Source organism: Streptomyces sp. NPDC005483 (assembly GCF_040606035.1).
Taxonomy (GTDB): domain Bacteria; phylum Actinomycetota; class Actinomycetes; order Streptomycetales; family Streptomycetaceae; genus Streptomyces.
Genome location: NZ_JBEXEA010000004.1, coordinates 344,718 through 368,260, shown reverse-complemented (window position 1 = coordinate 368,260; position 23,543 = coordinate 344,718). Strand labels below are relative to the sequence as shown.

The window sequence follows — 23,543 nt, the reverse complement described above, 5'->3', positions numbered from 1 at the left end:
GAAGTTTCGGCACTATCGTGAGCTGCGTGAGCTCTCTCGTCGTGCCGCCTGCCCTTCTGCGTTGGGTGTCCGGGATCGATGTCGCTACGGCGGGTGCTTCGGCGGCGGTCGATGTGCCCGATCACGCCACCACACTTGTCCTGCGCATCGACAAGCGTGAGCTGATCGCCCTGGGTCCCCGCACCCAGGCCGCCTATCACGCCGACGCGCCCGGGCATTCGTGCGTGCGGGTTCGCATGCGGCCGGGGCGTGCCCAAGCCCTGCTCGGCCGCCCGCTGCGTGATCTCGCCGACCGGGCCCTGCCGCTCCGCGAACTACCGGGCCTGGACGTCGACCGGCTCGCCGCCGATCCGGTCGCCGCTCTCGAAGAAGCAATGGCCGATCGGCCGGAGCCGCCGGAGCGGCTCGAAGAGGCGGCACACCTTCTGGTCAGTGGCACTGTCGCCACGACCGCGGCACGGTTGCACATCAGTGAGCGCCGCCTGCACACCTTGTTCACCGCCGGCACCGGATTGTCCCCCAAGCACTTCGCACGCATCGACCGCGTTCGCACCGTGCTCGCGGCCGAAGCCGGCCGGTGGTCGGACATCGCCGCGACGGCGGGTTACTACGACCAGTCCCACATGACGGCCGAGTTCCGCCGCTTCATGGGTGTCCCGCCCGCCGCGTTCACCGCAGGGCGACGCCCCGCAGCGACTCCGTGCACTGCCTGAGTTCCAGGACTGGCAAAGGAGAGTTGCAGCAGCTTGTCGAAGATGGTCACAGGGGTTCGGTCAGCCATGATGGCAAGGCAGGCACAGGTCTCCCGGTGATCACAGAGAGTCGCAACTCCATGGTCGCCAGGGCCTGTTCCTCTTTTGCTTCCGAGGTGCCCATCGAACCTATCTGCGCGAGTTCTAAGGGCCTCCGTCAGTCAAAACCGACGGAGGCCCTTCGGCCCCTCGATGCGAACTACGGGCAGGCTGGTCGCTGAGGTTTGCCATTACCGACGGTCAACGCCGGTCCGTATGGTTGCTGTACTCCGGTGCTGTACGGCGCAGGATGTGCCAAGTGCGGTCATCAGCGCGAAGACATCCAGATATGCGCCACGGCACCACTACCTCAACCCACCACTCTCCCCAGCCCCCATCCCGTCCGCCGTCGACCCGCACACCGTGGAGCGGGCGTGGTTCATGGCGTCCAGGTGGAGCGCGCCACTGTACGAACGACCCGGACGCCATGGGCTGCGTCTGCTCGGCTCTGCCTGGGTCGATGATGGACGGGATGGGAGCTCGCCGCGCACGCCACTTCGGGCCCGCGGCCGCGTACGGCGCCCCCCCCATCCGTCGAGCACCGCCAGCCCTTTCAACGGCCCAGGGACGGCCCAGGGCACGTGAGACGAGATGAGGCTGGGGATCTGCGACCCCCAGCCTCATTCGTCGAAACAACAGCAAACCTGCTCTGACCTGCCCTTACAGCACCGGCAGGTTCTTCCGCAGCTCGAAGGCCGTGACCTCGCTGCGGTACTCCTCCCACTCGCTCTTCTTGTTGCGGAGGAAGAAGTCGAAGACGTGCTCGCCCAGGGTCTCGGCGACCAGGTCGCTGCGCTCCATCAGGGTGAGGGCCTCGCCCAGGTTCTGGGGCAGGGGCTCGATGCCCATGGCGCGGCGCTCGGAGTTGGACAGGGCCCAGACGTCGTCCTCGGCGCCCGGCGGGAGCTCGTAGCCCTCCTCGACGCCCTTGAGGCCGGCGGCCAGGAGCAGGGCGTACGCCAGGTACGGGTTGGCGCCGGAGTCGAGGGAACGGACCTCGATACGGGCCGAGCCGGTCTTGCCGGGCTTGTACATCGGGACGCGGACCAGGGCCGAGCGGTTGTTGTGGCCCCAGCAGATGTAGGAGGGTGCCTCGCCGCCGGCGCCGGCGGTGCGCTCGGTGCCGCCCCAGATGCGCTTGTAGGAGTTGACCCACTGGTTGGTGACCGCGGAGATCTCCGCGGCGTGCTTCAGCAGGCCTGCGATGAAGGAGCGGCCGACCTTGGAGAGCTGGTACTCCGAGCCGGACTCGTAGAACGCGTTCCGGTCGCCCTCGAAGAGGGAGAGGTGGGTGTGCATGCCCGAGCCGGGGTGCTCCGAGAACGGCTTCGGCATGAACGTCGCCTGGACGCCCTGCTCCAGCGCCACCTGCTTCATGACCAGGCGGAACGTCATGATGTTGTCCGCGGTGGAGAGGGCGTCCGCGTAACGGAGGTCGATCTCCTGCTGGCCCGGCGCTCCCTCGTGGTGGGAGAACTCGACCGAGATGCCCATCGACTCCAGCATGGTGATCGCCTGGCGGCGGAAGTCCATGCCGATGTTCTGCGGGGTGTGGTCGAAATAGCCGGAGTTGTCGGCCGGGGTCGGGCGCGAGCCATCCAGCGGGCGGTCCTTCAGGAGGAAGAACTCGATCTCCGGGTGGGTGTAGAACGTGAAGCCCAGGTCGGAGGTGCGGGCCAGGGCGCGCTTGAGGACATAGCGCGGGTCCGCGAAGGACGGGCTGCCGTCCGGCATGAGGATGTCGCAGAACATCCGGGCCGTGCCGGGGGCCTCGGCGCGCCAGGGCAGGATCTGGAACGTCGACGGGTCCGGCTTGGCGATCATGTCGGATTCGTATACACGAGCGAATCCCTCGATCGCGGAGCCGTCGAAGCCGATGCCCTCGTCGAAGGCCTGTTCCAGCTCCGCCGGGGCCACGGCCACGGACTTGAGGAAGCCCAGCACGTCCGTGAACCACAGGCGTACGAACCGGATGTCGCGCTCCTCCAAGGTCCGGAGCACGAACTCCTGCTGCTTGTCCATCTTCCGCTTCCCCATCCTTGCTGGTCAGGCCGCCTGTCTCCGTGTCCCGCAGGAGGCGGTCGGGCACCTGAGCATCACACCACAACAGCATTTCGTGCGCGTTGCCGACCTTGATCGTCCCGGCGACCCGGGAGTGAACGCCTCACGTCCGGTGGATGTACTGCTCCGCTGCCCATCTTGCCTGCTCGGACTGACATACGTAATGCCCGGCCCGCCCCGTCTCACCACGCGTCCTGGTTTCCTGTGGGCTCCCTGCGGGAAGCCACCCCCGCCCCACTACGATCAGCGGACCGGTCGTCACCATCCGTCCCGCCCCTTTCCCCCAGAAGGACACACCTCATGGGTTCCGCCAAGAAGAGCACCGCCACGGCACGCAAGGCGCGCATAGAGGAGATGCGGCGCGCCGAGCAGTCCAGGGAGCGCCGCAACCGCATCCTCACCATCGCCGCCAGCGCGGTCGTGGTCGCCGGTCTGGTCGCCGGCACCGTCGTGCTGGTGCAGTCGCAGTCCGACGACAGCACGGCGGCCGACGGCAAGGGGAAGGGGCACTTCGTCACGGGCTCGGACGGGGTGAGGACCTGGAAGGGCACGCTGGGCCGCAACCACGTCGCCAAGACCGTGAGCTACCCGATGGAGCCCCCGGTCGGCGGCGACCACAACCAGGTCTGGATGAACTGCAACGGCGACGTGTACGCCAAGGCGCTCAACAACATGAACGCCGTGCACTCGCTGGAGCACGGGGCGGTCTGGGTGACGTACACCAGCAAGGCGAAGAAGGCGGACGTGGACGCGCTCGCGGCGAAGGTGAAGAAGACGCCGTACACGCTGATGAGCCCGGACGACAGGCAGAAGGACCCGATCATGCTGTCGGCGTGGGGTCACCAGCGGACGGTGACGGGCGCGAGCGACCCGAACGTGGACAAGTTCTTCGCGAAGTTCGTGCAGGGCGCGCAGACGCCTGAGCCCGGCGCGGCGTGCACGAACGGTCTGTCGCAGTGAGGTTCGCGGGGGTGGCCGTCGCCGTGGCGGGCGTACTCGTCGCGGCGGGCGCGATCACCTACGCCGTGGCCGAGGACGGCGCCTCGGGCGACACCCCGTCCGCGGAGTCCGCGGACGCCGGTTTCGCCCGCGACATGGCCGTACACCACCAGCAGGCCGTCGAGATGTCGTACATCGTGCGTGACCGCACCAAGGACGTCGAGGTGCGGCGGCTCGCCTACGACATCGCGCAGACGCAGGCCAACCAGCGCGGCATGCTGCTGGGTTGGCTGGATCTGTGGGAGCTGCCCAAGGTGTCTGCGGATCCGCCGATGACGTGGATGGGCATGGGTGACATGCCGTCGGCCGGTGAGGGCTCGCTGATGCCGGGCATGGCGACCGACAGCGAGATGAAGAAGCTGGGCACGCTGAACGGCAAGCAGGCCGAGATCTTCTACCTGCAGTTGATGACGGACCATCACCAAGGCGGCATCCACATGGCGAAGGGCTGTGTGCAGAAGTGCACGGTCGGTGTGGAGAAGCGGCTCGCGCAGGGGATGGTCGCCGCGCAGCAGTCGGAGATCGACCTGATGGCCGGGATGCTGAAGGAGCGGGGCGCGAAGCCGCGATGATAGAGGGTTAACCCTCGAACGAGCCTTTTTCATTAGGTTAATTGGGCTCTTCTTGGCATGCCCATTCCCCAGGCATGAACCGTTCGTCGCAAGAGTGGCCACACCGTCGAGTGATCACTCGCGACGAACCGCATCCAGGGGGTTCCATGAGATCCAACCGCGCCACATTCCGCGCCGGGGTGAGCATGGCGGCGACACTGCCGATGCTCGCGGGCGCGCTGGCGCTCGGTATACCCGCGGCTCACGCCGCGGACAGCCCGAACCGTGACACGCTGGCCGGGACCAAGCCCGCGTGGGCCACCGCCAAGGCCGACAAGGGCGCCGCCTCGGACAGTGCCCAGGTCTCCGCCCGGGTCTACCTCGCCGGCAAGAACGCCGCCGGCCTCGCCGCCTACGCGAAGTCGGTGTCCGACCCGGCCTCGGCGTCGTACGGCAAGTACCTGAGCGCGAAGCAGGCGCAGGCCCGCTTCGGCGCCACCAAGGCGCAGGTCGCCGCGGTGAAGTCCTGGCTGGAGTCGGCGGGCCTGAAGGTCACCGGGGTCTCGCAGCACTACGTCTCCGTCACCGGTGACGTGGCCGCCGCCGAGAAGGCCTTCGGTACCCAGCTGCACAACTACACCAAGGGCTCGAAGACCTACCGCGCCCCGGCCAAGACCGCCTCCGCGCCAGCCGCTCTGGACGGTGCCGTCCTGACCGTCACCGGTCTGGACAACGCGCCGCACAAGGCGAGCAGCAAGGAACAACTGCCGCCGCCGGACGCCGTGTTCAAGAACTCCGGGCCGTTCTCCTCGTACTACGGCTCGAAGATCGCGAGCACGCTGCCCGAGGCCTACGGCTCGAAGATCCCGTACGCGATCAAGGGCTACAAGGGCAAGCAGCTGCGCGCCGCCTACGGCGCGGGCAAGTACACCGGCAAGGGAGTGCGCGTCGCCATCACCGACGCCTACGCCTCGCCGACCATCGCCTTCGACGCGGCCACCTACGCGAAGAAGAACGGTGACGCGGCCTACAACACCGGCCAGCTGAAGCAGGTCCTGCCGAAGAACTACACGAAGACCGAGGAGTGCGGGGCGGCCGGCTGGTACGGCGAGGAGACCCTCGACGTCGAGGCCGTGCACGCGGTGGCGCCGGACGCGAACATCACGTACGTGGGTGCCGCGTCCTGCTACGACGACGATCTGCTCGACTCGCTCAGCAAGGTCGTCGACAACCACCTGGCCGACATCGTCTCCAATTCCTGGGGCGACATCGAGGCCAACCAGACGCCGGACCTCGCGGCCGCCTACGACCAGGTCTTCCAGTTCGGCGCGGTCGAGGGGATCGGCTTCTACTTCTCCTCCGGTGACAACGGCGACGAGGTCGCCAACACCGGTACGAAGCAGGTCGACACCCCGGCCAACTCGGCGTGGGTGACGGCGGTCGGCGGTACCTCGCTGGCCGTCGGCAAGGGCGACAAGTACCTGTGGGAGACCGGCTGGGGCACCGAGAAGGCCGCGCTGTCCGCGGACGGCAAGAGCTGGACCAACTTCCCCGGCGCGTTCACCTCGGGTGCGGGCGGTGGCACCAGCAAGACGGTCGCCGAGCCCTCCTACCAGAAGGGTGTCGTCCCGGACGCGCTCGCCACGGCCAACAACGCCGCCGGCAACCGTGTCGTCCCGGACATCTCCGCGATCGCCGACCCGAACACCGGTTTCCTGGTGGGGCAGACGCAGACCTTCCCTGACGGCTCGCAGCAGTACAGCGAGTACCGCATCGGCGGCACCTCGCTGGCCTCCCCGGTGATCGCGGCCGTGCAGGCGCTGGCGCAGCAGGCGGCCGGCGGCAAGGCGCTCGGCTTCGCCAACCCGTCGATCTACTCCAAGTTCGGCTCCCGCGTGTACCACGACGTCACGGACAACCCCACGGGCTCCGGACTCGCGGTGGCGCGTGTCGACTTCATCAACGGCTCTGACGCCAGCGGTGGGTTGAGCACCTCGGTCCGCAGCCTCGGCAAGGACAGCTCGCTGTCCGCGGTGAAGGGCTACGACGACGTGACCGGCGTGGGTACGCCCGCGAACGGTTACGTGCAGTCGTTCGGCCGGCACTGACCGGACGCGCGTCCACGGCGCGCATCCACAGGGGCCCGGTCCCGAAGGCGAGAACCTTCGGGGCCGGGCCCCGGCGCGTGTGCCTCCTGGCTACCGTCCGGGCGTACGGTCCGCCCGCTCGCGACGGCCGTTCAGCACGTGGATCACGACACCCGCGAGCAGCAGGACGGCCCCGACGGCGAGGAACGGAACCGGCGTGTACTCGTCGGTGCAGGACTGTCCGCCCGACACCGCGTGGCACACCTCGCCCGGACCGTCCCGGTTCAGGTACGCGAGGTAGAACAGGGGCAGGGCCATCCCCGAGACACCGCCCACGACAGCGCGTCCAGGACCCCTGCGGAGCAGCAACACCGCGGCCACCGCGGCGAGTACGAGGAAGGCCGCGCCCACCGTGAGGATCGCCGCGAGGCCGATGCCGCCGCACGCTCCCACGAGGAGCCAGGCCAGGAACCAGCCCCATCCCGCCGTACGGCCGGGGGTGCCGTCTCGCGTAGTGCTCATGCCGGTCATGCCGCTCATTAAGGCAAGGTCATGACAATCCAGCAAGGGACGTCAGGGAGTCATTGCCGGACCATCACGCAGACATGGCCTCGGGCAGACCGTCCCGCACCGCGGGGCCCCCTCCCCTATCGCGTCGCTCTGACGATTACACTGATCCCGTGCCTGCCTCGAACTTCTGGTCCATCTATCAGCACGGGTTCGCACGCGTCGCAGCGTGTACGGGTCACACCGTCATCGCGGACCCGCCCGCCAACGCCGAAGCGGTACTGCGCCACGCGCGCCGGTGCGCCGCGGAAGGGGTCGCCGTCGCCGTCTTCCCGGAGCTGGGGCTGTGCGGCTACTCCATCGAGGACCTGCTCCTCCAGGACGCGCTGCTCGACGAGGTGGAGACGGCCCTCGGGGAGGTGGTCGCCGGGTCGGCCGAGCTGCTCCCGGTGCTGGTCGTCGGGGCCCCGCTGCGCCACCGCAACCGGGTCTACAACTGCGCGGTGATCGTGCACCGCGGCCGAGTGCTGGGAGTCGTACCGAAGTCGTACCCGCCCAACTACCGCGAGTTCTACGAGCGTCGGCAGATCGGCGACGGCGCCGACGAGCGCGGTGGGTCGATCCGGGTCGGCGGCGCGAGCGTGCCGTTCGGCGTGGACCTGCTGTTCGAGGCGGCCGACGTCCCTGGTCTCGTCCTGCACGCGGAGATCTGCGAGGACATGTGGGTGCCGGTGCCGCCCAGCGCGGAGGCCGCCCTCGCCGGTGCGACCGTCCTGGTCAACCTGTCCGGCAGCCCGATCACGGTCGGGCGGGCCGAGGACCGCAAGCTGCTGTGCCGCTCGGCGTCGTCCCGCTGTCTCGCCGCGTACGTCTACGCGGCGGCCGGACTCGGCGAGTCGACCACCGACCTGTCCTGGGACGGACAGGCCATGGTCTACGAGAACGGCGTCCTGCTGGCCGAGACGGAGCGGTTCCCGCAGGGCGACGAGTACGCGGTGGCCGACGTGGACCTGGACCTGCTGCGGCAGGAGCGGATGCGGATGGGCACGTTCGACGAGAACCGGCGTACGCATCAGGCGCGCACCGGTGACTTCCGTACGGTGTCGTTCGAACTCGACCCGCCATCGGGCGACCTGGGTCTCAAGCGCCGTCTGGAGCGCTACCCGTTCGTGCCTGCCGACGCCGAGCGGCTCGCCCAGGACTGCTACGAGGCCTACAACATCCAGGTCGCCGGGCTCCAGCAGCGGCTCGCGGCGATCGGCGGCCCGAAGGTGGTCATCGGCGTCTCCGGGGGCCTGGACTCCACGCACGCGCTGATCGTCGCCGCCCGCGCGATGGACCGGGCAGGGCGGCCGCGCAGCGACATCCTCGCCTGGACGCTGCCCGGCTTCGCCACCAGCGACCACACCAAGGACAACGCCCACAAGCTGATGCGGGCCCTCGGCGTCACCGCGGCCGAGCTGGACATCACGCCGACCGCGCGGCTGATGCTCCAGGAGATGGACCATCCCTTCGCCTCCGGCGAGCCGGTGTACGACGTCACCTTCGAGAACGTCCAGGCGGGACTGCGCACCGACTACCTGTTCCGGCTGGCCAACCAGCGCGGCGGCATCGTGCTCGGCACCGGTGACCTCTCCGAGCTGGCGCTCGGCTGGTCCACGTACGGTGTGGGCGACCAGATGAGCCACTACAACGTCAACTCGGGCGTGCCGAAGACGCTGATGCAGCATCTGATCCGCTGGGTGATCAGCAGCGGGCAGTTCGACGAGGAGACCGGCGACATCCTCGCCGCGATCCTCGACACCGAGATCAGCCCGGAGCTGGTGCCGGGCGAGGAGATGCAGTCCACCGAGTCCAAGATCGGCCCGTACGCGCTGCACGACTTCACGCTCTTCCACGTCCTGCGCTACGGCTTCCGGCCCTCGAAGATCGCCTTCCTGGCCTGGCACGCCTGGCACGACGTCGACGCGGGCGAGTGGCCCCCCGGTTTCCCCGAGGCCAAGCGCGGGACGTACGACCTGCCGGAGATCCGCCGGTGGCTGGAGGTGTTCTGCAAGCGCTTCTTCGCCTTCGCCCAGTTCAAGCGCTCGGCCATGCCGAACGGCCCCAAGGTCTCGGCGGGCGGTTCCCTGTCCCCCCGCGGAGACTGGCGGGCCCCGTCGGACAGCTCGGCGGGGGCGTGGCTGCGGGATCTGGAACGGTTCGACGAGGCCGGCACGGTTTGACCGGGCTGCGCGGATGGCCGTGACCGGTGCGGGTCGAATGGACCGGCGTGGCTCGACCAGGCCGTGGGGTTCGAATGGACCCGCGTGGTACGACCGGGCCGTGCGGTTCGACCGGACCGACGTGCCTCGACCGGGCCGTGCGGTTCGACCGGGCCGGCGTGCCTCGACCGGGCCGTGCGGTTCGACCGGGCCGACGTGCCTCAACCGGGCCGTGCGGTTCGACCGGACCGGCGTGCCTCAACCGGGCCGTGCGGTTCGACCGAACCGACGCGCCTCAACCGGGCCGTGCGGTTCGACCGAACCGACGCGCCTCAACCGGGCCGTGCGGTTCGACCGGGCCGAGGCGAACCCGCCGGTGTGGGGCCGGACTGACAAGCCGGCGCGGGGTCGACGGGACCGACCAGAGCCGCTGGCCCGAAACGGACCTAGTGGCCCGGAATCCGTAGGCCCGTTCACGGACCCACTGGCCCGACGCCGAACCCGCAGGCCCGGCGCGGGACCTGCCGGTCCGGCCCGGGGCCGACCGAGCCGGTGCAAGACCACCTCGTCTCGCGAAGACCGGCGGGCCCGGTACGGAGGGATTCTCCGGCGCGGCGAGCCCGGTACGGACCGGTGGACCCCGCGCCGGATTCAGGCCCCGGCCTGACCGGTGGGCTCCCCCGGCCTTCTCGGCGCCCCGTCATCTCCGCGTCGAAGGTCTCCTGGGCCACCCGCATCGCCTCCGCGTACGCGGGCTCCCGGAGCCGCTTCCGCATCTGGTCCTCGGGGCCGTCCTCGACGTGGGTGAACACCCACCAGATGTTGCCGAAGGGGTCCTTGACGCGGCCGCCGCGCTGACCGAAGGCGCTGTCCGCCAGTGAGGTGACGACACGGGCGCCGGCCGCCACCGCCCGGGAGAACGTGGCGTCCGCGCCCGCGCCGAAGACCCGCAGCAGGCTCGGCATGACCGGCCGGCCGGGGGCCCGGTCGAAGGCCAGGACGACCGTGTCTCCGATCCGGATCTCGCCATGCCCGATCGCACCGGACTCGGTTCCCACCCTGCCCTTCGCCGGCCCGCACGTCGGAGAGGACGGGGGTGACCGGGCGTCCACCTCGTCGGCGTCGGTCCGCAGTCGGCCGTTCTGGTGGTAGGAGGTGCGAACCCCGAACGGGTAGGCGACCCCAAGTGGTGTCGACACCGGGGGTGACGGTCCAGGTGACGGGGACGCTCTGCCCGGGGCCGAGGGTACGCACTCGTGCGCCGCCCGTCGGTTCGGCGGTCCAGCCGTCCGGGAGCTTTTGTTTCGGATGCCGACGACGTCAGGCGGCCATCAGGCCAGTTCCTGTCCTGGAACACGTGTCCTGGAACAGAGGGCGCCCCGCCGACGGGGGAAGATCGGCGGGGCGCTTGGTGCCACTGTGGTTCCGGGGGGCCGTGGGCCCTAGTGGACGGAGTGCTCCTCCAGCGGGAACGTGCCGCCGACGACGTCCTCCGCGAAGGCCTTGACCGCGCCGGACATCACCTCGCGCAGGTTGGCGTACTGCTTGACGAACTTCGGGACCCGCCCGCCGGTGAGGCCGAGCATGTCGGTCCAGACGAGGACCTGTGCGTCGGTCTCCGGTCCCGCGCCGATGCCGACGGTCGGGATGTGCAGGACCCGGGTGACCTCGGCCGCGAGCTCCGCCGGGACCAGCTCCAGGACGACGGCGAACGCGCCCGCGTCCTGGACGGCCTTCGCGTCACGCAGCAGCTGCTGGGCCGCCTCCTCGCCACGGCCCTGGACGCGGTAGCCCATGGCGTTGACGGACTGGGGGGTCAGGCCGATGTGGGCCATGACCGGGACGCCGGACTCCACCAGCAGCCGGATCTGCTCGTGGGAGCGCTCGCCGCCCTCCAGCTTCACGGCGCCGACGCCCGCCTCCTTGACCAGCCGGGTCGCCGAGCGCAGCGCCTGCACCGGGCCCTCCTGGTACGAGCCGAAGGGCAGGTCGCCGACGATCAGGGCGCGCGAGGTGCCCCGTACGACGGCCGCCGACAGCATGGTCATCTGGTCCATCGTGACGGGCACGGTGGTCTCGTAGCCGAGATGGCAGTTGCCCGCCGAGTCGCCGACGAGCATGACCGGGATGCCGGCCTCGTCGAAGACGGACGCGGTCATCGCGTCGTAGGCGGTGAGCATGGGCCACTTCTCGCCGCGTTCCTTGGCGAGGGCGATGTCCCGGACAGTGATGCGGCGCGTGCCCTTGCCCCCGTACAGCGCCTTGCTGCCGTCGGAGGGCTTGTCGTGGGCAGCCGAAAGCTGCGTCATTGCAACGGCTCCTTACGTCATCTCGAGGCGCCCTCACGGCGTCCCCGGATCAACTCCATGGTGGCACCTCGTGCCAGTCAGGGCCAGAGGTGGTAGGTGTGACCGTTCAGGCACGTAAGGTCTCGGTAAAGACTTACGATACGAGACGGTTCCGTATCGTAATGGGGTTACTCTCGGACGCATGACTACCGCAGTCCCTGACTCCCGGGTATCGGAGGCGGTGCACCGGCGCCGCTGGGCGATCCTCGGCGTACTGATGCTGAGCCTGCTGATCGTGGTGCTCGACAACTCGATCCTGAACGTCGCGATCAAGACGATCTCGACTCCGGCCCCGACCGGCCTGGGCGCCACCCAGAGCGAGCTGGAGTGGGCGATCAACGCCTACACCCTGGTCTTCGCCGGCCTCCTGTTCACCGCGGGCCTGCTCGGCGACCGGCTCGGCCGCAAGAAGGTGCTGCTGGGCGGCCTGGTCGTGTTCGGCGCCGGTTCCGCGCTCGCCGCCTTCTCCGGCTCGCCGGTCCAGCTGATCGCCTTCCGCGCGCTGATGGGCCTCGGCGCGGCGTTCGTCATGCCGGCCACGCTCGCCGTGCTGATGAACGTCTTCGAGCGCGAGGAGCAGCCCAAGGCCATCGGCATCTGGGCGGGTGGCGTCGGACTCGCCATCGCCATCGGGCCGATCACCGGCGGTGTGCTCCTCGACCACTTCTGGTGGGGTTCCGTCTTCCTCATCAACGTGCCGATCGTGGTGCTCGCCCTCGGGCTGATGATGTGGCTGGTGCCCGACTCCCGTGACCCCAACCCTGGCCGGATCGACCCCGTCGGTGTCGTGCTGTCGGTCATCGGACTGGTCCTGCTCGTCTACGGCATCATCAAGGGCGGCCAGCTCGCCGACTTCACGGACGCGACCGTACTGGCCACCATCGGTGCCGGTCTCGCCGTGCTCGTCGCGTTCGTGGTGTTCGAGAAGCGCAGCGACCACCCGTCGATCGATGTCACCTACTTCAAGAACAAGGTCTTCTCGGCCGCGATCGGCGCCATAGGGCTGGTGTTCTTCGCGCTGATGGGCGTGACCTTCTTCTCGGTCTTCTACACCCAGAGCGTGCGGGGCTACTCGCCGCTGCAGACCGGTCTGCTGATGCTGCCGCTGGCCGCCGCGCAGCTGATCTTCGCGCCGCGCGCCCGGCTGGTCGTCGACCGCTTCGGCAACCGGGCGACGACGACCGGGGGCATGCTGCTGATCGCCGCGATGCTGGTCGCGTTCGCCGGACTGGAGGCGGACACGCCGATCTGGCTCCTCGAGGTGATCTTCTTCCTCATGGGCACCGGCATGGCGCACATCATGACCCCGACCAGCGTCGTCATCATGCAGGCCCTGCCGCGCGAGAAGGCCGGCTCCGCGTCCGCGCTCAGCAACACCTTCCGGCAGGTCGGCGGCGCGCTCGGCATCGCCGTCCTCGGCTCGGTGCTCTCCACGGCCTACCGCAACGGCATCGAGTCCCATCTCGGAGCGGTTCCGGCAGGCGTACGGCACACCGCGGGCGAGTCCATCGAGGCCACGCTCGGCGTCGCCGCGAAGCTCGGCCCCCGGGGCGACGCCCTGGTCGGCCCGGCCAACGACGCCTTCCTGCACGCGATGCACGTCACCGCGCTGTGGGGAGCGGGCGTGGCCCTGGTCGGCGCCCTGGTGGTGGCCCTGTACCTGCCGGGCCGCCCGGCGGAGCGTCAGCCGGGCGAGGAGGAGCAGGAGTTGGTGCCCGCCGCCGGCGAGTGAACCCGCCCGGTGGAGCACCGACAGGGACGGTGCCCACCGGGCAGAACAGCCGGGAGCCCCGATACCGGGGGCGGTACCCGGGCCGGAGACCGGGAGCCCGACGGCAGCAAGCCGGCAGCAGCGGCACCGGCACCGGCACCGGCACCGGCAGGGACTGTGCCCCAACTGGCAGAACAGCCGGGAACCCTGATGCCGGGGACCGCACCCGGGCCGGAGACCGGGAGCCCGCGGCAGCAGGCGGAAGCCGGCGGCAGGCAGCAGCGGCACCGAAGGGATTCCGGCCGGCCTGGGCACGGCCCGGCCAGATGGATCGACCGGCTACGACCAGGAGTTGAGGAGGTCACCGGACCGGAGCGGGCGGCGGGCCGATCCCGCCGAGGACGGGGGCCGAACATCACCCCGCCCCTCCCGCGACGCCGTGGACCAGGGAGAATCACCTCATCCCACAGAGAGGACCAAGCGACGTGAGCGGCCTCGCCGAGAGTGAGCCCAGGCAGACGGGGGCCGGGCGGGGGCGGCCCCGCAGTGAGGCCGTGGAGCGGTCCATCATCGAGGCCGTCATCAAACTGCTGGAGGACGGCGTGCCGCTCGCCGAGCTGTCCATCGAGCGCATCGCACGTACCGCGGGCGTCGGCAAGGCCACCATCTACCGCCGCTGGAACGGCAAGGAGGAGCTCTTCGTCGACGTCGTGCGCACCGCCGAGCCCCCGGACGCCGAACTGCCCGGCACCTCGATGCGCGACGATCTCGTGGCGCTGCTGGAGCAGTTGAGGCAGCGCGGGCTGATGACCCGTTCCTCGGCGCTGCTGCACAGTGTCTTCGCCCAGATGAAGAGCAGCCCGAAGGTCTGGGACGCCTACCACACCAGCGTCATCGCGCCCCGGCGCCGCAGGCAGGTCGCCATCCTGCGCCGGGGGCAGGCCAACGGCGAGCTGCGCACGGACATCGACGTCGAGCTGGTCAACGACCTTTTCACCGGCCCCATGCTCTTTCGCACCATCATGCAGCCCAACGCCGCCCTGCCGGAGGGCCTCTCCGAACAGATCGTCGACACCGTCCTCGAAGGCCTACGCCCCGTCAGTTCCTAGAGCCCGTCCGGGCCCCGCGGCCCGCGTGTGCGCGTTTCGTCACAGAGGGCGCTTTCCCCGCGCGGACGGGGAACTCCGTAAGGCGACTTGTACGTCATCGCCCCCGTACGGTCGTCATGGGACGACGAGACGGAAGCCGATCATCCCCTAGGGTCGTACGGGGTGTCTGACGCCCCACGACAGCGGGGCGAACGGTGTGCACGGCAGGTAGTGAGGCGACGGTATGGCGCAGCAGGCATACGTGACGGAGACGGCGGACGGCGGCTCGGGACCCGAGCGCCGCAGAGACCGGTTCCGGCGCCTGCTCGGCCGCCCCCTCTCCGGCTGGCGCGGTGACCGCCGGATCTGGCGCCGCGGGCTCGTCCTGACCGCCCTCGCGGTGATCGTCGCCCTGGTGATGCTGCTGCACGCGCAGATCCCGAACGCGGTGGGCAACCTCGGCAGTCTCACCGAGACCTTCCTGCCCTGGCTGGGCGTGTTCGTCCCGGTGCTGCTCGTGCTCGGTTTCCTGCGCAGGTCGGCGATCGCGCTGATCGCGGTGCTGCTCCCGGCGGTCGTGTGGCTGAACCTCTTCGGCGGGCTGCTCTCCGACAAGTCCGGCACCGGCGGCGACCTCACGGTGGCCACCCACAACGTCAACGCCGACAACGCCGACCCGTCCGGCACCGCCCGGGACGTGGCCGCCTCCGGCGCGGACGTGGTGGCCCTGGAGGAGCTGACCGCCTCGGCGGTGCCGGTGTACGAGAAGGCGCTGGCGTCGGCGTACCGGTACCACGCGGTCGAGGGCACCGTGGGGCTGTGGAGCAAGTACCCGCTGACCGGTGTGCGGGCCGTCGACATCAAGCTGGGCTGGACCCGGGCCATGCGCGCCGCGGTGACCGCGCCGGACGGTCAGGTCGCGGTGTACGTCGCCCACCTGCCGTCCGTACGGGTGAAGATGGAGGCCGGGTTCACCGCCCGGCAGCGCGACAAGAGCGCCGACGCGCTGGGCGAGGCCATCGCCGACGAGAGGCTCCCCCGCAAGATCCTGCTCGGCGATCTCAACGGCACGATGAACGACCGGGCGCTCAACGCGGTCACCTCCCAGATGCGGTCCACGCAGGGCGCGGCGGGCAGCGGGTTCGGGTTCAGCTGGCCGGCGTCGTTCCCGATGGCGCGGATCGACCAGATCATGGTGCAGGGCGTGGAGCCGTTGAGCTCGTGGACGCTGCCCGCCACCGGGAGCGACCATCTGCCGGTGGCGGCCCGTGTGAACCTCGCCACCTCGTCGTAACCCTTGGGAAGCCTGGGGATGCGGTCTTTGTTCCGTAACTGAACATAAGCTAGGTACGGAACTCCGCTCTCCCCTGAAAGGCTCGACCTCTTTATGCCTCTGGCCCTGCTCGCACTGGCCGTCGGCGCTTTCGGTCTCGGCACCACCGAATTCGTGATGATGGGCCTGCTGCCCGACGTCGCCGACGACCTGGGCATCTCGATCCCCACCGCAGGCCACCTGGTCTCGGCGTACGCGCTGGGCGTGGTGATCGGCGCCCCGCTGCTCGCCGCGGTCACGGCCCGGATGTCCCGCCGCACGGTCCTCATCGGCCTGATGGGACTGTTCGTGGCCGGCAACGCGCTCTCCGCCCTCGCCCCCGGCGAGCACTGGCTGCTCGCGGCCCGCTTCCTGAGCGGGCTGCCGCACGGTGCCTTCTTCGGGGTGGGCGCGGTCGTCGCCACGGGCATGGTGGCGCCGGAACGCAAGGCCCGCTCGGTCTCCCTGATGTTCCTCGGCCTGACCCTCGCCAACATCGCGGGCGTGCCCGTCGCCACCCTCATGGGCCAGCACCTGGGCTGGCGCGCGACCTTCCTCGGCGTCAGCGCGATCGGCCTGGCGGCGATAGCCTCCCTGGCACTCCTCATCCCGCACGACCACGCGCACGCGCCCCGGGTGGGCCTCCGCGGCGAGATGGCCGCCCTGCGGTCCCTCCCCGTCTGGCTGGCGCTCGGCACGACGGTCGCCGGCTTCGGCGCGCTGTTCGCCGCGTACAGCTACATCACGCCGATGCTCACGGACGCGGCCGGCTACGCCGACTCCAGCGTGACGCTTCTCCTCGCCCTGTTCGGCGTGGGCGCCACGGCGGGCAACCTGGTCGGCGGGCGGCTCGCCGACCACTCGCTGCGCGGCACCCTGTTCGGCGGCCTGACCTCGCTGGTCGTGGTCCTGGCCCTGTTCCCGGTGCTGATGTCGACGCAGTGGAGCGCGGCGGTGGCGGTCGTGCTGCTGGGCACGGCGGCCTTCGTCACCGGCTCCCCGCTCCAGCTGATGGTCATGGAGAAGGCGTCGGCCGCCCCCTCCCTGGCCTCCTCCGCCAACCAGGCCGCCTTCAACCTGGCCAACGCCGGCGGCGCCTGGATCGGCGGCCTCGCCCTGGCCGCGGGCCTCGGCGCGACGTCCCCGGCCCTGACGGGCGCCGCCCTGGCCGTGCTCGGCCTCGGGGTCGCCGCGGTGGCCACGGTCGTGGACCGGCGGCGCGCGGGCGTGCCGTCCGGCCGGGAGCGTGTGGTCGCGACCCATCTGCCGGAGCAGGTCGAGACCGTACGGTACTGAGCAGTCGTACGACGGAAGGGGCGCCCGGTGGTCACCGGGCGCCCCTTCCTGTGCCCGGTGCCGGCTACCCCATGGCCCCCCGGGCGGCGTCCAGGAACGCCAGGCGGTTGGCCTCCAGGTAGTCCCGCACGCTCTCGCCCTCCGGCAGGCCCTCCCACACCGTCCGGTTGAGGTCGAGGAAGTAGGCGCGGGCCGCTTCGTGGACGGGGAGGGGGAACTGGACACGGATGAGGCGTTCGGCCACCCAGAGGCGGTTCATGGCGTCGCTGGTCGTGAGGTACCAGGGGTCGGTGCGGTCGTGGTCGGTGGGGCGGGAGAAGGCCGCGCGTTCCGCCTCGGCACCGACCTCGATGAAGCGTTCCAGCAGGGCCAGGCGTTCCGCGCGCCGGGCCTCCGACACGGCGAGCTGCCGGCGCTGCCGCTCGGCGCGGTCCGCCGACTGCTGGGTCCGGTGCTGGACGAGGTAGGAGAGCACGCCGCCCAGAGCGACGCCGCCCAGCGAGATGAGAGACACCCAGACCTGGCCCGACATGCGGGTCATCGTCCCACGCGCGCGGGCCGTGCCGGGGCTGTCGGTGGCGTGCAGGTCCCTGTCGGTGACCTGTCGGTGGTTTGTCGGTGGGGGCTGGCACTGTCCTCGGTATGACGCGAATCGACAAGAACCCCCAGAGCGGGGACTCCGCCGTTTCCGTGCGGGGGCTGGTCAAGCACTACGGCGAGACCAAGGCGCTGGACGGCGTCGACCTGGACGTGCGCGAGGGCACCGTGATGGGTGTGCTCGGGCCGAACGGCGCCGGGAAGACCACCCTCGTACGCATCCTGTCCACCCTCATCACCCCGGACGCGGGGCAGGCCACCGTCGCCGGTTACGACGCCGTGCGCCAGCCCCGTCAGCTGCGGCGGGTGATCGGGCTCACCGGGCAGTACGCCTCGGTGGACGAGAAGCTGCCGGGCTGGGAGAACCTGTACATGATCGGGCGACTGCTCGACCTGCCCCGCAAGGAGGCCCGCACCCGGGCCGACGAGCTGCTGGAGCGGTTCTCGCTCACGGACGCGGCGAAGCGGCCGGCGAGCACCTACTCCGGCGGTATGCGGCGGCGGCTCGACCTCGCCGCCTCGATGATCGGGCGCCCCCAGGTGCTCTTCCTCGACGAGCCCACCACCGGTCTCGACCCGCGCACCCGCAACGAGGTGTGGGACGAGGTCAAGCGGATGGTCGGGGACGGCGTGACCGTCCTGCTGACCACCCAGTACATGGAGGAGGCCGAGCAGCTCGCCTCCGAGCTGACCGTCGTGGACCACGGCAAGGTCATCGCCGCCGGGGCCATCGAAGAGCTCAAGGCGAAGGTCGGCGGACGCTCGCTGCGGGTACGGCCCCTGGATCCGCTGCAGCTGCAGCCGCTCGCCGGGTGGATCGACGAGCTCGGCATCACCGGGCTCGCGACCTCCACCGTGGACACCGAGAGCGGCACCCTCGTCGTCCCGATCCTCAGCGACGAGCAGCTGACCGCCGTGGTCGGCGCGGTCACCGCGCGTGGCGTCACCCTCTCCTCCATCACCACCGAACTGCCCAGCCTGGACGAGGTGTTCCTGTCCCTCACCGGCCACCGCGCCAGTGCCCCGCAGGACACCGTCCCCACCGAGACCCGCGAGGAGGTCGCCGCATGAGCGCCGCAACCGCCACCATCGTCGACGCCGACGCCCGGATCCCCCTGCGCGGGCATCTGCGGCACACCGGCGCCCTCATCCGCCGCAACCTGCTGTGGATCCGCCAGGACCCGGAGTCGATGTTCGACGCGATCCTGATGCCGGTCGTCTTCACCCTGCTCTTCGTCTACGTCTTCGGCGGCTCGATCGGGCAGGCCCTGGGCGGCGGACAGGACGGATACGTCCAGTACGTCATCCCGGGCATGATCGCGATGATGAGCATGACCCTGTCCCAGGGCGTCGGCACCGGCTTCAGCCAGGACTTCAACTCCGGTGTCATGGACCGGTTCCGGTCGCTGCCCATCGGGCGCGGCTCGGTGCTGTTCGCGAAGATCTCCGTGGAACTGCTGCGGATGCTGTTCGCGACCACCGTGCTGATGATCGTCGCCCTCCTGGTCGGGTTCGACATCAACCACTGGGCCGGTCTGTTCGCGGCGGTCGGTCTGTCCGCCGTGTTCGCCTCCTCGATCATGTGGGTGTTCCTCACCCTGGGCGTGATCCTGAAGAACGCGCAGTCCGTGCAGGCGATGGGCTTCCTGGTGCTCTTCCCGCTCCAGTTCGGCTCGTCGATCTTCGCGCCGACGAACTCGATGCCGGGCTGGCTCCAGCACTTCACCGACTACAACCCGCTGTCCACGCTCGCCGACGCGGCCCGCGGGCTGATGGTGGGCGGCCCGGTCGCCCACGACCTGTGGGTCACGCTCGCCTGGTCGGCGGCCATCACCGCGGTCGCGGCACCGTACGCGATCCACAAGTTCCGTACGAAGAACTGAAGTCCGGCTTCGGTGCGCGTCACACCAGGGCGGCGGCCTCCTTCGGGGAGAGGCCGTCGCCCTCCGCGTACGCCGCCTCGTAGGCCGCGTCGCCGAGCACCGCGCGCAGTCGCTGCTCGGCCCTGTCCCGCACGGTGCGCTCGACGGTCGTCGGGACATGGCTGGGCGGCAGCAGCACGTCCCCGACCCTGAGGAAGCGGGCGCCGTCGCGGGCGCGGGCACCCCCGTCCGCCCCGGCGAGGGCGAGCCCCGCGGTGTGCAGGTACATGGTGCGCATGTGCGGGGCGATGGTCAGGGCCAGCGGGTCCTCGGACTTCTCCAACGCCCGGCGGGTCAGGGTCAGGCACTCCTCGTAGCAGCCGTCCAGGGCCTCGAGCCAGGCCTCCGAGCCGAGGATGAAGGCGTCGAAGATGACGAAGTGGGCGATGCCGAACTGCTGGCGCAGCAACTGGAGTTGTTCCCGTGCCTCGGGGATGCGCCCGGTCAGGCCGAGCCAGCCGGCGAGGAACATCCGGGAGGCGGGCATCGCCTCGTTGCGGGCGCCCTCCTGGTCGGCGATCACCTCGCGCAGCAGGCGTTCACCGCGCTCGGCCTCCCCCGTCTCCAGCAGCGTGCTGCCCAGTCGGGCGTTGAGCACGGACCTCTGGGCGCGGGCGCCGAGCTGTTCGGCGCGCTCGATCGCCCTCTCGTAATCGGCGGCGGCCGCGCTCCACTTCCCCTTGCGCTCATGCGCCTCGGCTCGCGCGGAGAGCGCCTCGGCGGTGCCCCACACGTCGCCGAGCCGCTCGTAGAGCTCCAGCGCCTCCTCGGCGTCGTGGATGGCGTCGCCGGCCCAGTCGGAGCGGTTGGCGAGCAGGTTGGCCCGCCACTGGAGGGCCGCGGCGAGCTCCCAGTCGTAGCCCGGCGTGGCACGGCAGGTGTCGACGGTCGCCTGGATGACGTCCCGCAGCCGCTCCATGTCCCCGGTGAGCATGATGGCGAAGAACCACAGAGAGCCCGGCATCCGGCAGGTCTGCGGCATGCCGGGGTCGTAGGTGGCGGCGATGGACCGCAGCTTCGCCTGCGCGTGCTGGTTCTGCCAGGCGTCCAACTCGGTGTCCATGCAGGCGAGATGGACGAGGTGGGCGCCACGCCGGGCCTCCTCCAGCACCTCGCCGGTCCACGGCGGCGGGGTGTCGGTGCAGCGCTCCCACACCGGTACGGCGGGGCGGACCGGCTCGGTGAACGGGTCGGGGCCGAGGCCCTGGACCTCGCGGGACCAGTTGCGGGCCTCGATGCGCAGGTCGCGCATCTGCCAGTACCAGGCCAGCGAAAGGACCAGGCACAGCCCTTCCTGCTCGTCCCGGTCGGCGACGGCCCGGCGCAGGGCGGTGCGGAGGTTCTCGTACTCGCGCTCCAGGCGCTCGATGGCGGCTAGTTGGCCGGAGCCGCGCAGCAACGGGTCCGTGGTGCGGGCGAGTTCGCGGTAGTACGTCAGATGCGCGCGCTCGGCGTCGGCACGGGAGCCGTCCGTCTCGTCGAGGCGCTCACCGGCGTACTCGCCGACCGTCTCCAGGAGCCGGTAGCGCATCTCGCCGTCTCCCGAAGGGGCCGCCACCACAAGGGACTTGTCGACGAGCGAACCGAGCGCGTCCAGCGCGGCCGGACCGCACACCGCCTCGGCGGCGGCCAGGTCGCAGCCGCCGGCGAACACCGAAAGGCGCCGCAGGACGTCGCGTTCCTCCTCGTCGAGCAGGTCCCAGGACCAGTCGACGACGGCCCGCAGGGTCTGCTGACGGGGCAGGACGGTACGGCTGCCGGAGGTCAGGAGGCGGAAGCGGTCGTCGAGGCGGTCGGCGATCTGGCGGGGGGTCAGCATCCGCAGCCGGGCGGCGGCGAGCTCGATGCCGAGGGGCAGGCCGTCGAGGCGCCGGCAGATCTCGGCGCAGGCCGCCGCGGTCTCCTCGTCGGCGTCGACCCGGAATCCGGGCCGGGCGGCGGCACCCCGCTCGGCGAGCAGGCGCAGCGCGACCGGCTCGGGCAGGGGTTCCACGGGGCGCAGCAACTCCCCCGGTACGCCGAGGGGTTCACGGCTGGTGGCCAGGACGGTCAGCCCCGGGCAGCGCTCCAGAAGCGTCTCGGCCAGACGGGCGGCCGCGTCGACCACGTGCTCGCAGTTGTCGAGGATCAGCAGCATGCTGCGCCGGCCGCAGTGCTCCGCGAGCCGCTCGACCGGTTCGTCGAGCCGCTCGCTCCCGGCGGCCCGCATCGCCTCGGCACCGGCGCCGTACAGCACGGTCTCGCGGGCACCGACGGCGGTGAGCACGGCCTCGGGCACGGCCTCGGGGTCGTCGACCGGCGCGAGCTCGGCCAGCCACACCCCGTCCCGCACCACGTCCCCCACGGTCTCGGCGGCCTCCTGCGAGAGCCGGGTCTTCCCGGCCCCGCCCGGCCCGAGCAGCGTGACCAGCCGCGCGCCGGTGAGGTCCCCGCGAATCGCCTCGATGTCGGCTTCCCGGCCGACGAAGGAGGTGAGACGGGCGCGGAGGTTGCCGGAGGGTGGGCCGGGGGCGGGAGCCGGATGAGCGGGGGTTGCGGCGGACCCGGTCGCCCCGCTCCTCTCAAGGACCATGGCGGGCACCCGGCCGCCCGGACCGCCCGCGGCAGACGGCTCGGGCCGCAGCAACTCACCGTGCAGCGCCCGCAGTTCGGTCCCCGGGTCCGCACCCAGCCGGTCCGCGAGCAGCTGTCGTACGGACTCGTACGCGGCCAGTGCCTCCGCCGTGCGGCCCGTGTCGCGCAGGGCGCGCAGGCGGAGGGACTGGAGGGGTTCGTCGAGGGGGTGGGTGTCGCAGAGGGCGGTCAGTTCGGGAAGGGACTGGTCGGCCTGACCGAGGGCGAGCGCGGCGGTGTGGCGGGCGCGCAGGGCGTCCAGCCGGCGGGCCTCCGCGCGGGCCGCCTCGGCCGTACGGTCGGGCAGGTCGGCCAGGGCCGGCCCCCGCCACAGGGCGAGGGCGTCGTCCAGCACCACGGCCGCCTTCGCGGGGTCGCCGTCGGACAGGGCTCGCATGCCGTCACCGGTGAGCCGCTCGAAACGGTGCAGGTCGATGTCGTCGGACGCGGCGGTCAGCCGGTACCCGCCGTCCACCGAGGCCACCGCCTCCGCCCCGAGCGCCCTCCTGAGCCGCCCCACCAGCGCCTGCACCGCGCCCGTGGCGTCGGCGGGCGGATCGCCGTCCCACACCTCGTCGACGAGGACGCTCACCGGGACGGTACGGCAGGGCCGCAGAGCGAGCACGGTCAGCAGCGCGCGCAGCCGCGTGCCGCCGACCGGGACGGAGGTTCCGTCGGGGCGGAGTGCCTGGGTGGTACCGAGGATGCGATAGCGCACGGGGTCCATTGTCTCTGCTGGGGTCGGGGCCGGTCACGGGGTTCCGCTCGCGGGGTGTCGACGGATCGGTCGCCGCCGGATGTGGCGGGTCGGGTGGTCGGGGGGCGCGGGTGGTCGCGCGGTTTCCTCCGGGCGGCTGCGGGCGGGTCGTGGCTGCTCGTGTGGATCCCGCCGGGCAGCCGCAGACAGGCCATGGCCGCCGCCCGGGTCCCACCATGCAGCCCCGGGTGGGTCGTGACCGCCCACCCCCGGCCCCACCGTGCAACCGCAGACGAGCCTTGCCCACCCGCCCCGGATCCCACCAGGCAGCCACAAGCGGGCCATTGCCGCCCACCCCCGGCCCCACCGGGCAACCGCAGACGAGCCTTGCCCACCCGCCCGGATCCCACCGGGCAGCCGCAGAGGGACCGTGGCCGCCGCCCGGATCCCACCAGGCAGCCGCAGACGGGCCGCTGCCGCCACCCTGCCCACCGGGCAACCACAAACGAGCCTTGCCCGCCCGCCCGGATCCCACCAGGCAGCCACAAGCGGGCCATTGCCGCCCACCCCCGGCCCCACCGGGCAACCGCAGACGAGCCTTGCCCACCCGCCCGGATCCCACCAGGCAGCCGCAGACGGGCCGCTGCCGCCCACCCGCGCCCCACCACACAACCGCACACAAGCCCTGCCCGCCCACCCAGGTCCCCGCGCCTCTGGGCCGTCCCAGCCGTCGCGGACACCCGCCCCACCCCCCCACCA

16 protein-coding genes and 1 pseudogene are annotated in these 23,543 nt (G+C 71.0%); 11 read left to right on the top strand and 6 right to left on the bottom strand.

The window, feature by feature from the left end:
* The first annotated feature begins 26 nt into the window (after positions 1-26).
* Positions 27-713 (top strand): AraC family transcriptional regulator, encoded by a 687-nt coding sequence (locus ABZT06_RS10645; RefSeq protein ID WP_355737936.1) that lies wholly within the window; start codon positions 27-29, stop codon positions 711-713.
* Between the two features lie 738 nt (positions 714-1,451).
* Here the strand turns inward: ABZT06_RS10645 and glnA are convergent.
* Complete coding sequence (gene glnA, locus ABZT06_RS10640) at positions 1,452-2,813, bottom strand: type I glutamate--ammonia ligase (RefSeq protein WP_355737933.1); 1,362 nt, start codon at positions 2,811-2,813, stop codon at positions 1,452-1,454.
* A gap of 339 nt (positions 2,814-3,152) precedes the next feature.
* Between glnA and ABZT06_RS10635 the strand changes: the two genes are divergently transcribed.
* The 3 genes from ABZT06_RS10635 to ABZT06_RS10625 all read left to right on the top strand — a co-directional run bounded on the left by ABZT06_RS10635 (position 3,153) and on the right by ABZT06_RS10625 (position 6,510).
* A complete protein-coding gene (locus ABZT06_RS10635; RefSeq protein WP_355737930.1) occupies positions 3,153-3,812 on the top strand; it encodes a DUF3105 domain-containing protein in 660 nt (219 codons plus the stop codon).
* A gap of 11 nt (positions 3,813-3,823) precedes the next feature.
* Positions 3,824-4,423 carry a DUF305 domain-containing protein gene (locus tag ABZT06_RS10630; protein ID WP_355737927.1) on the top strand — a complete coding sequence of 200 codons (600 nt, stop codon included), beginning with the start codon at positions 3,824-3,826 and terminating at the stop codon, positions 4,421-4,423.
* A gap of 146 nt (positions 4,424-4,569) precedes the next feature.
* Positions 4,570-6,510 (top strand): S53 family peptidase, encoded by a 1,941-nt coding sequence (locus tag ABZT06_RS10625; RefSeq protein WP_355737924.1) that lies wholly within the window; start codon positions 4,570-4,572, stop codon positions 6,508-6,510.
* Positions 6,511-6,600: 90 nt separating this feature from the next.
* On the opposite strand, the gene ABZT06_RS10620 is transcribed toward ABZT06_RS10625, so the two are convergent.
* The gene (locus ABZT06_RS10620) at positions 6,601-7,011 is read right to left on the bottom strand and encodes a hypothetical protein (protein ID WP_355737922.1); all 411 of its coding nucleotides are present in this window, start codon (positions 7,009-7,011) and stop codon (positions 6,601-6,603) included.
* A 158-nt stretch (positions 7,012-7,169) separates the two neighbouring features.
* On the opposite strand from ABZT06_RS10620, the gene ABZT06_RS10615 reads away from it, so the two are divergent.
* Complete coding sequence (locus ABZT06_RS10615; RefSeq protein WP_355737919.1) at positions 7,170-9,221, top strand: NAD(+) synthase; 2,052 nt, start codon at positions 7,170-7,172, stop codon at positions 9,219-9,221.
* A gap of 641 nt (positions 9,222-9,862) precedes the next feature.
* On the opposite strand, the pseudogene ABZT06_RS10610 reads toward ABZT06_RS10615, so the two are convergent.
* Both ABZT06_RS10610 and panB read right to left on the bottom strand, forming a co-directional pair.
* Positions 9,863-10,264, bottom strand: a pseudogene (locus tag ABZT06_RS10610) (VOC family protein); the annotation flags it as partial.
* Positions 10,265-10,642: 378 nt separating this feature from the next.
* Complete coding sequence (panB, locus tag ABZT06_RS10605) at positions 10,643-11,509, bottom strand: 3-methyl-2-oxobutanoate hydroxymethyltransferase (protein WP_355737916.1); 867 nt, start codon at positions 11,507-11,509, stop codon at positions 10,643-10,645.
* Between the two features lie 181 nt (positions 11,510-11,690).
* Here panB and ABZT06_RS10600 point away from each other — a divergent pair, with 181 nt between their 5' ends.
* The 4 genes from ABZT06_RS10600 to ABZT06_RS10585 all read left to right on the top strand — a co-directional run bounded on the left by ABZT06_RS10600 (position 11,691) and on the right by ABZT06_RS10585 (position 16,955).
* Positions 11,691-13,280: an MFS transporter gene (locus ABZT06_RS10600; protein ID WP_355737913.1), complete on the top strand. Its 1,590-nt coding sequence runs from the start codon at positions 11,691-11,693 to the stop codon at positions 13,278-13,280.
* A gap of 464 nt (positions 13,281-13,744) precedes the next feature.
* Complete coding sequence (locus ABZT06_RS10595; RefSeq protein WP_355737910.1) at positions 13,745-14,368, top strand: TetR/AcrR family transcriptional regulator; 624 nt, start codon at positions 13,745-13,747, stop codon at positions 14,366-14,368.
* 223 nt (positions 14,369-14,591) lie between these two features.
* Positions 14,592-15,641 carry an endonuclease/exonuclease/phosphatase family protein gene (locus ABZT06_RS10590; protein WP_355737907.1) on the top strand — a complete coding sequence of 350 codons (1,050 nt, stop codon included), beginning with the start codon at positions 14,592-14,594 and terminating at the stop codon, positions 15,639-15,641.
* Between the two features lie 93 nt (positions 15,642-15,734).
* Positions 15,735-16,955, top strand: a complete 1,221-nt coding sequence (locus tag ABZT06_RS10585) for an MFS transporter (RefSeq protein ID WP_355737904.1) — start codon at positions 15,735-15,737, stop codon at positions 16,953-16,955.
* Between the two features lie 64 nt (positions 16,956-17,019).
* Here ABZT06_RS10585 and ABZT06_RS10580 read toward each other — a convergent pair whose 3' ends face one another.
* Complete coding sequence (locus ABZT06_RS10580; protein ID WP_355737902.1) at positions 17,020-17,496, bottom strand: hypothetical protein; 477 nt, start codon at positions 17,494-17,496, stop codon at positions 17,020-17,022.
* Positions 17,497-17,597: 101 nt separating this feature from the next.
* Between ABZT06_RS10580 and ABZT06_RS10575 the strand changes: the two genes are divergently transcribed.
* Positions 17,598-18,623: an ATP-binding cassette domain-containing protein gene (locus ABZT06_RS10575; RefSeq protein ID WP_355737899.1), complete on the top strand. Its 1,026-nt coding sequence runs from the start codon at positions 17,598-17,600 to the stop codon at positions 18,621-18,623.
* On the top strand, positions 18,620-19,435 hold the full coding sequence (locus tag ABZT06_RS10570; RefSeq protein ID WP_355737896.1) for an ABC transporter permease: 816 nt from the start codon (positions 18,620-18,622) through the stop codon (positions 19,433-19,435). The genes ABZT06_RS10575 and ABZT06_RS10570 overlap by 4 nt, the downstream gene beginning before the upstream one ends.
* Before the next feature lie 19 nt (positions 19,436-19,454).
* On the opposite strand, the gene ABZT06_RS10565 is transcribed toward ABZT06_RS10570, so the two are convergent.
* The gene (locus tag ABZT06_RS10565; protein ID WP_355737893.1) at positions 19,455-22,814 is read right to left on the bottom strand and encodes a BTAD domain-containing putative transcriptional regulator; all 3,360 of its coding nucleotides are present in this window, start codon (positions 22,812-22,814) and stop codon (positions 19,455-19,457) included.
* Between the last annotated feature and the right edge of the window lie 729 nt (positions 22,815-23,543).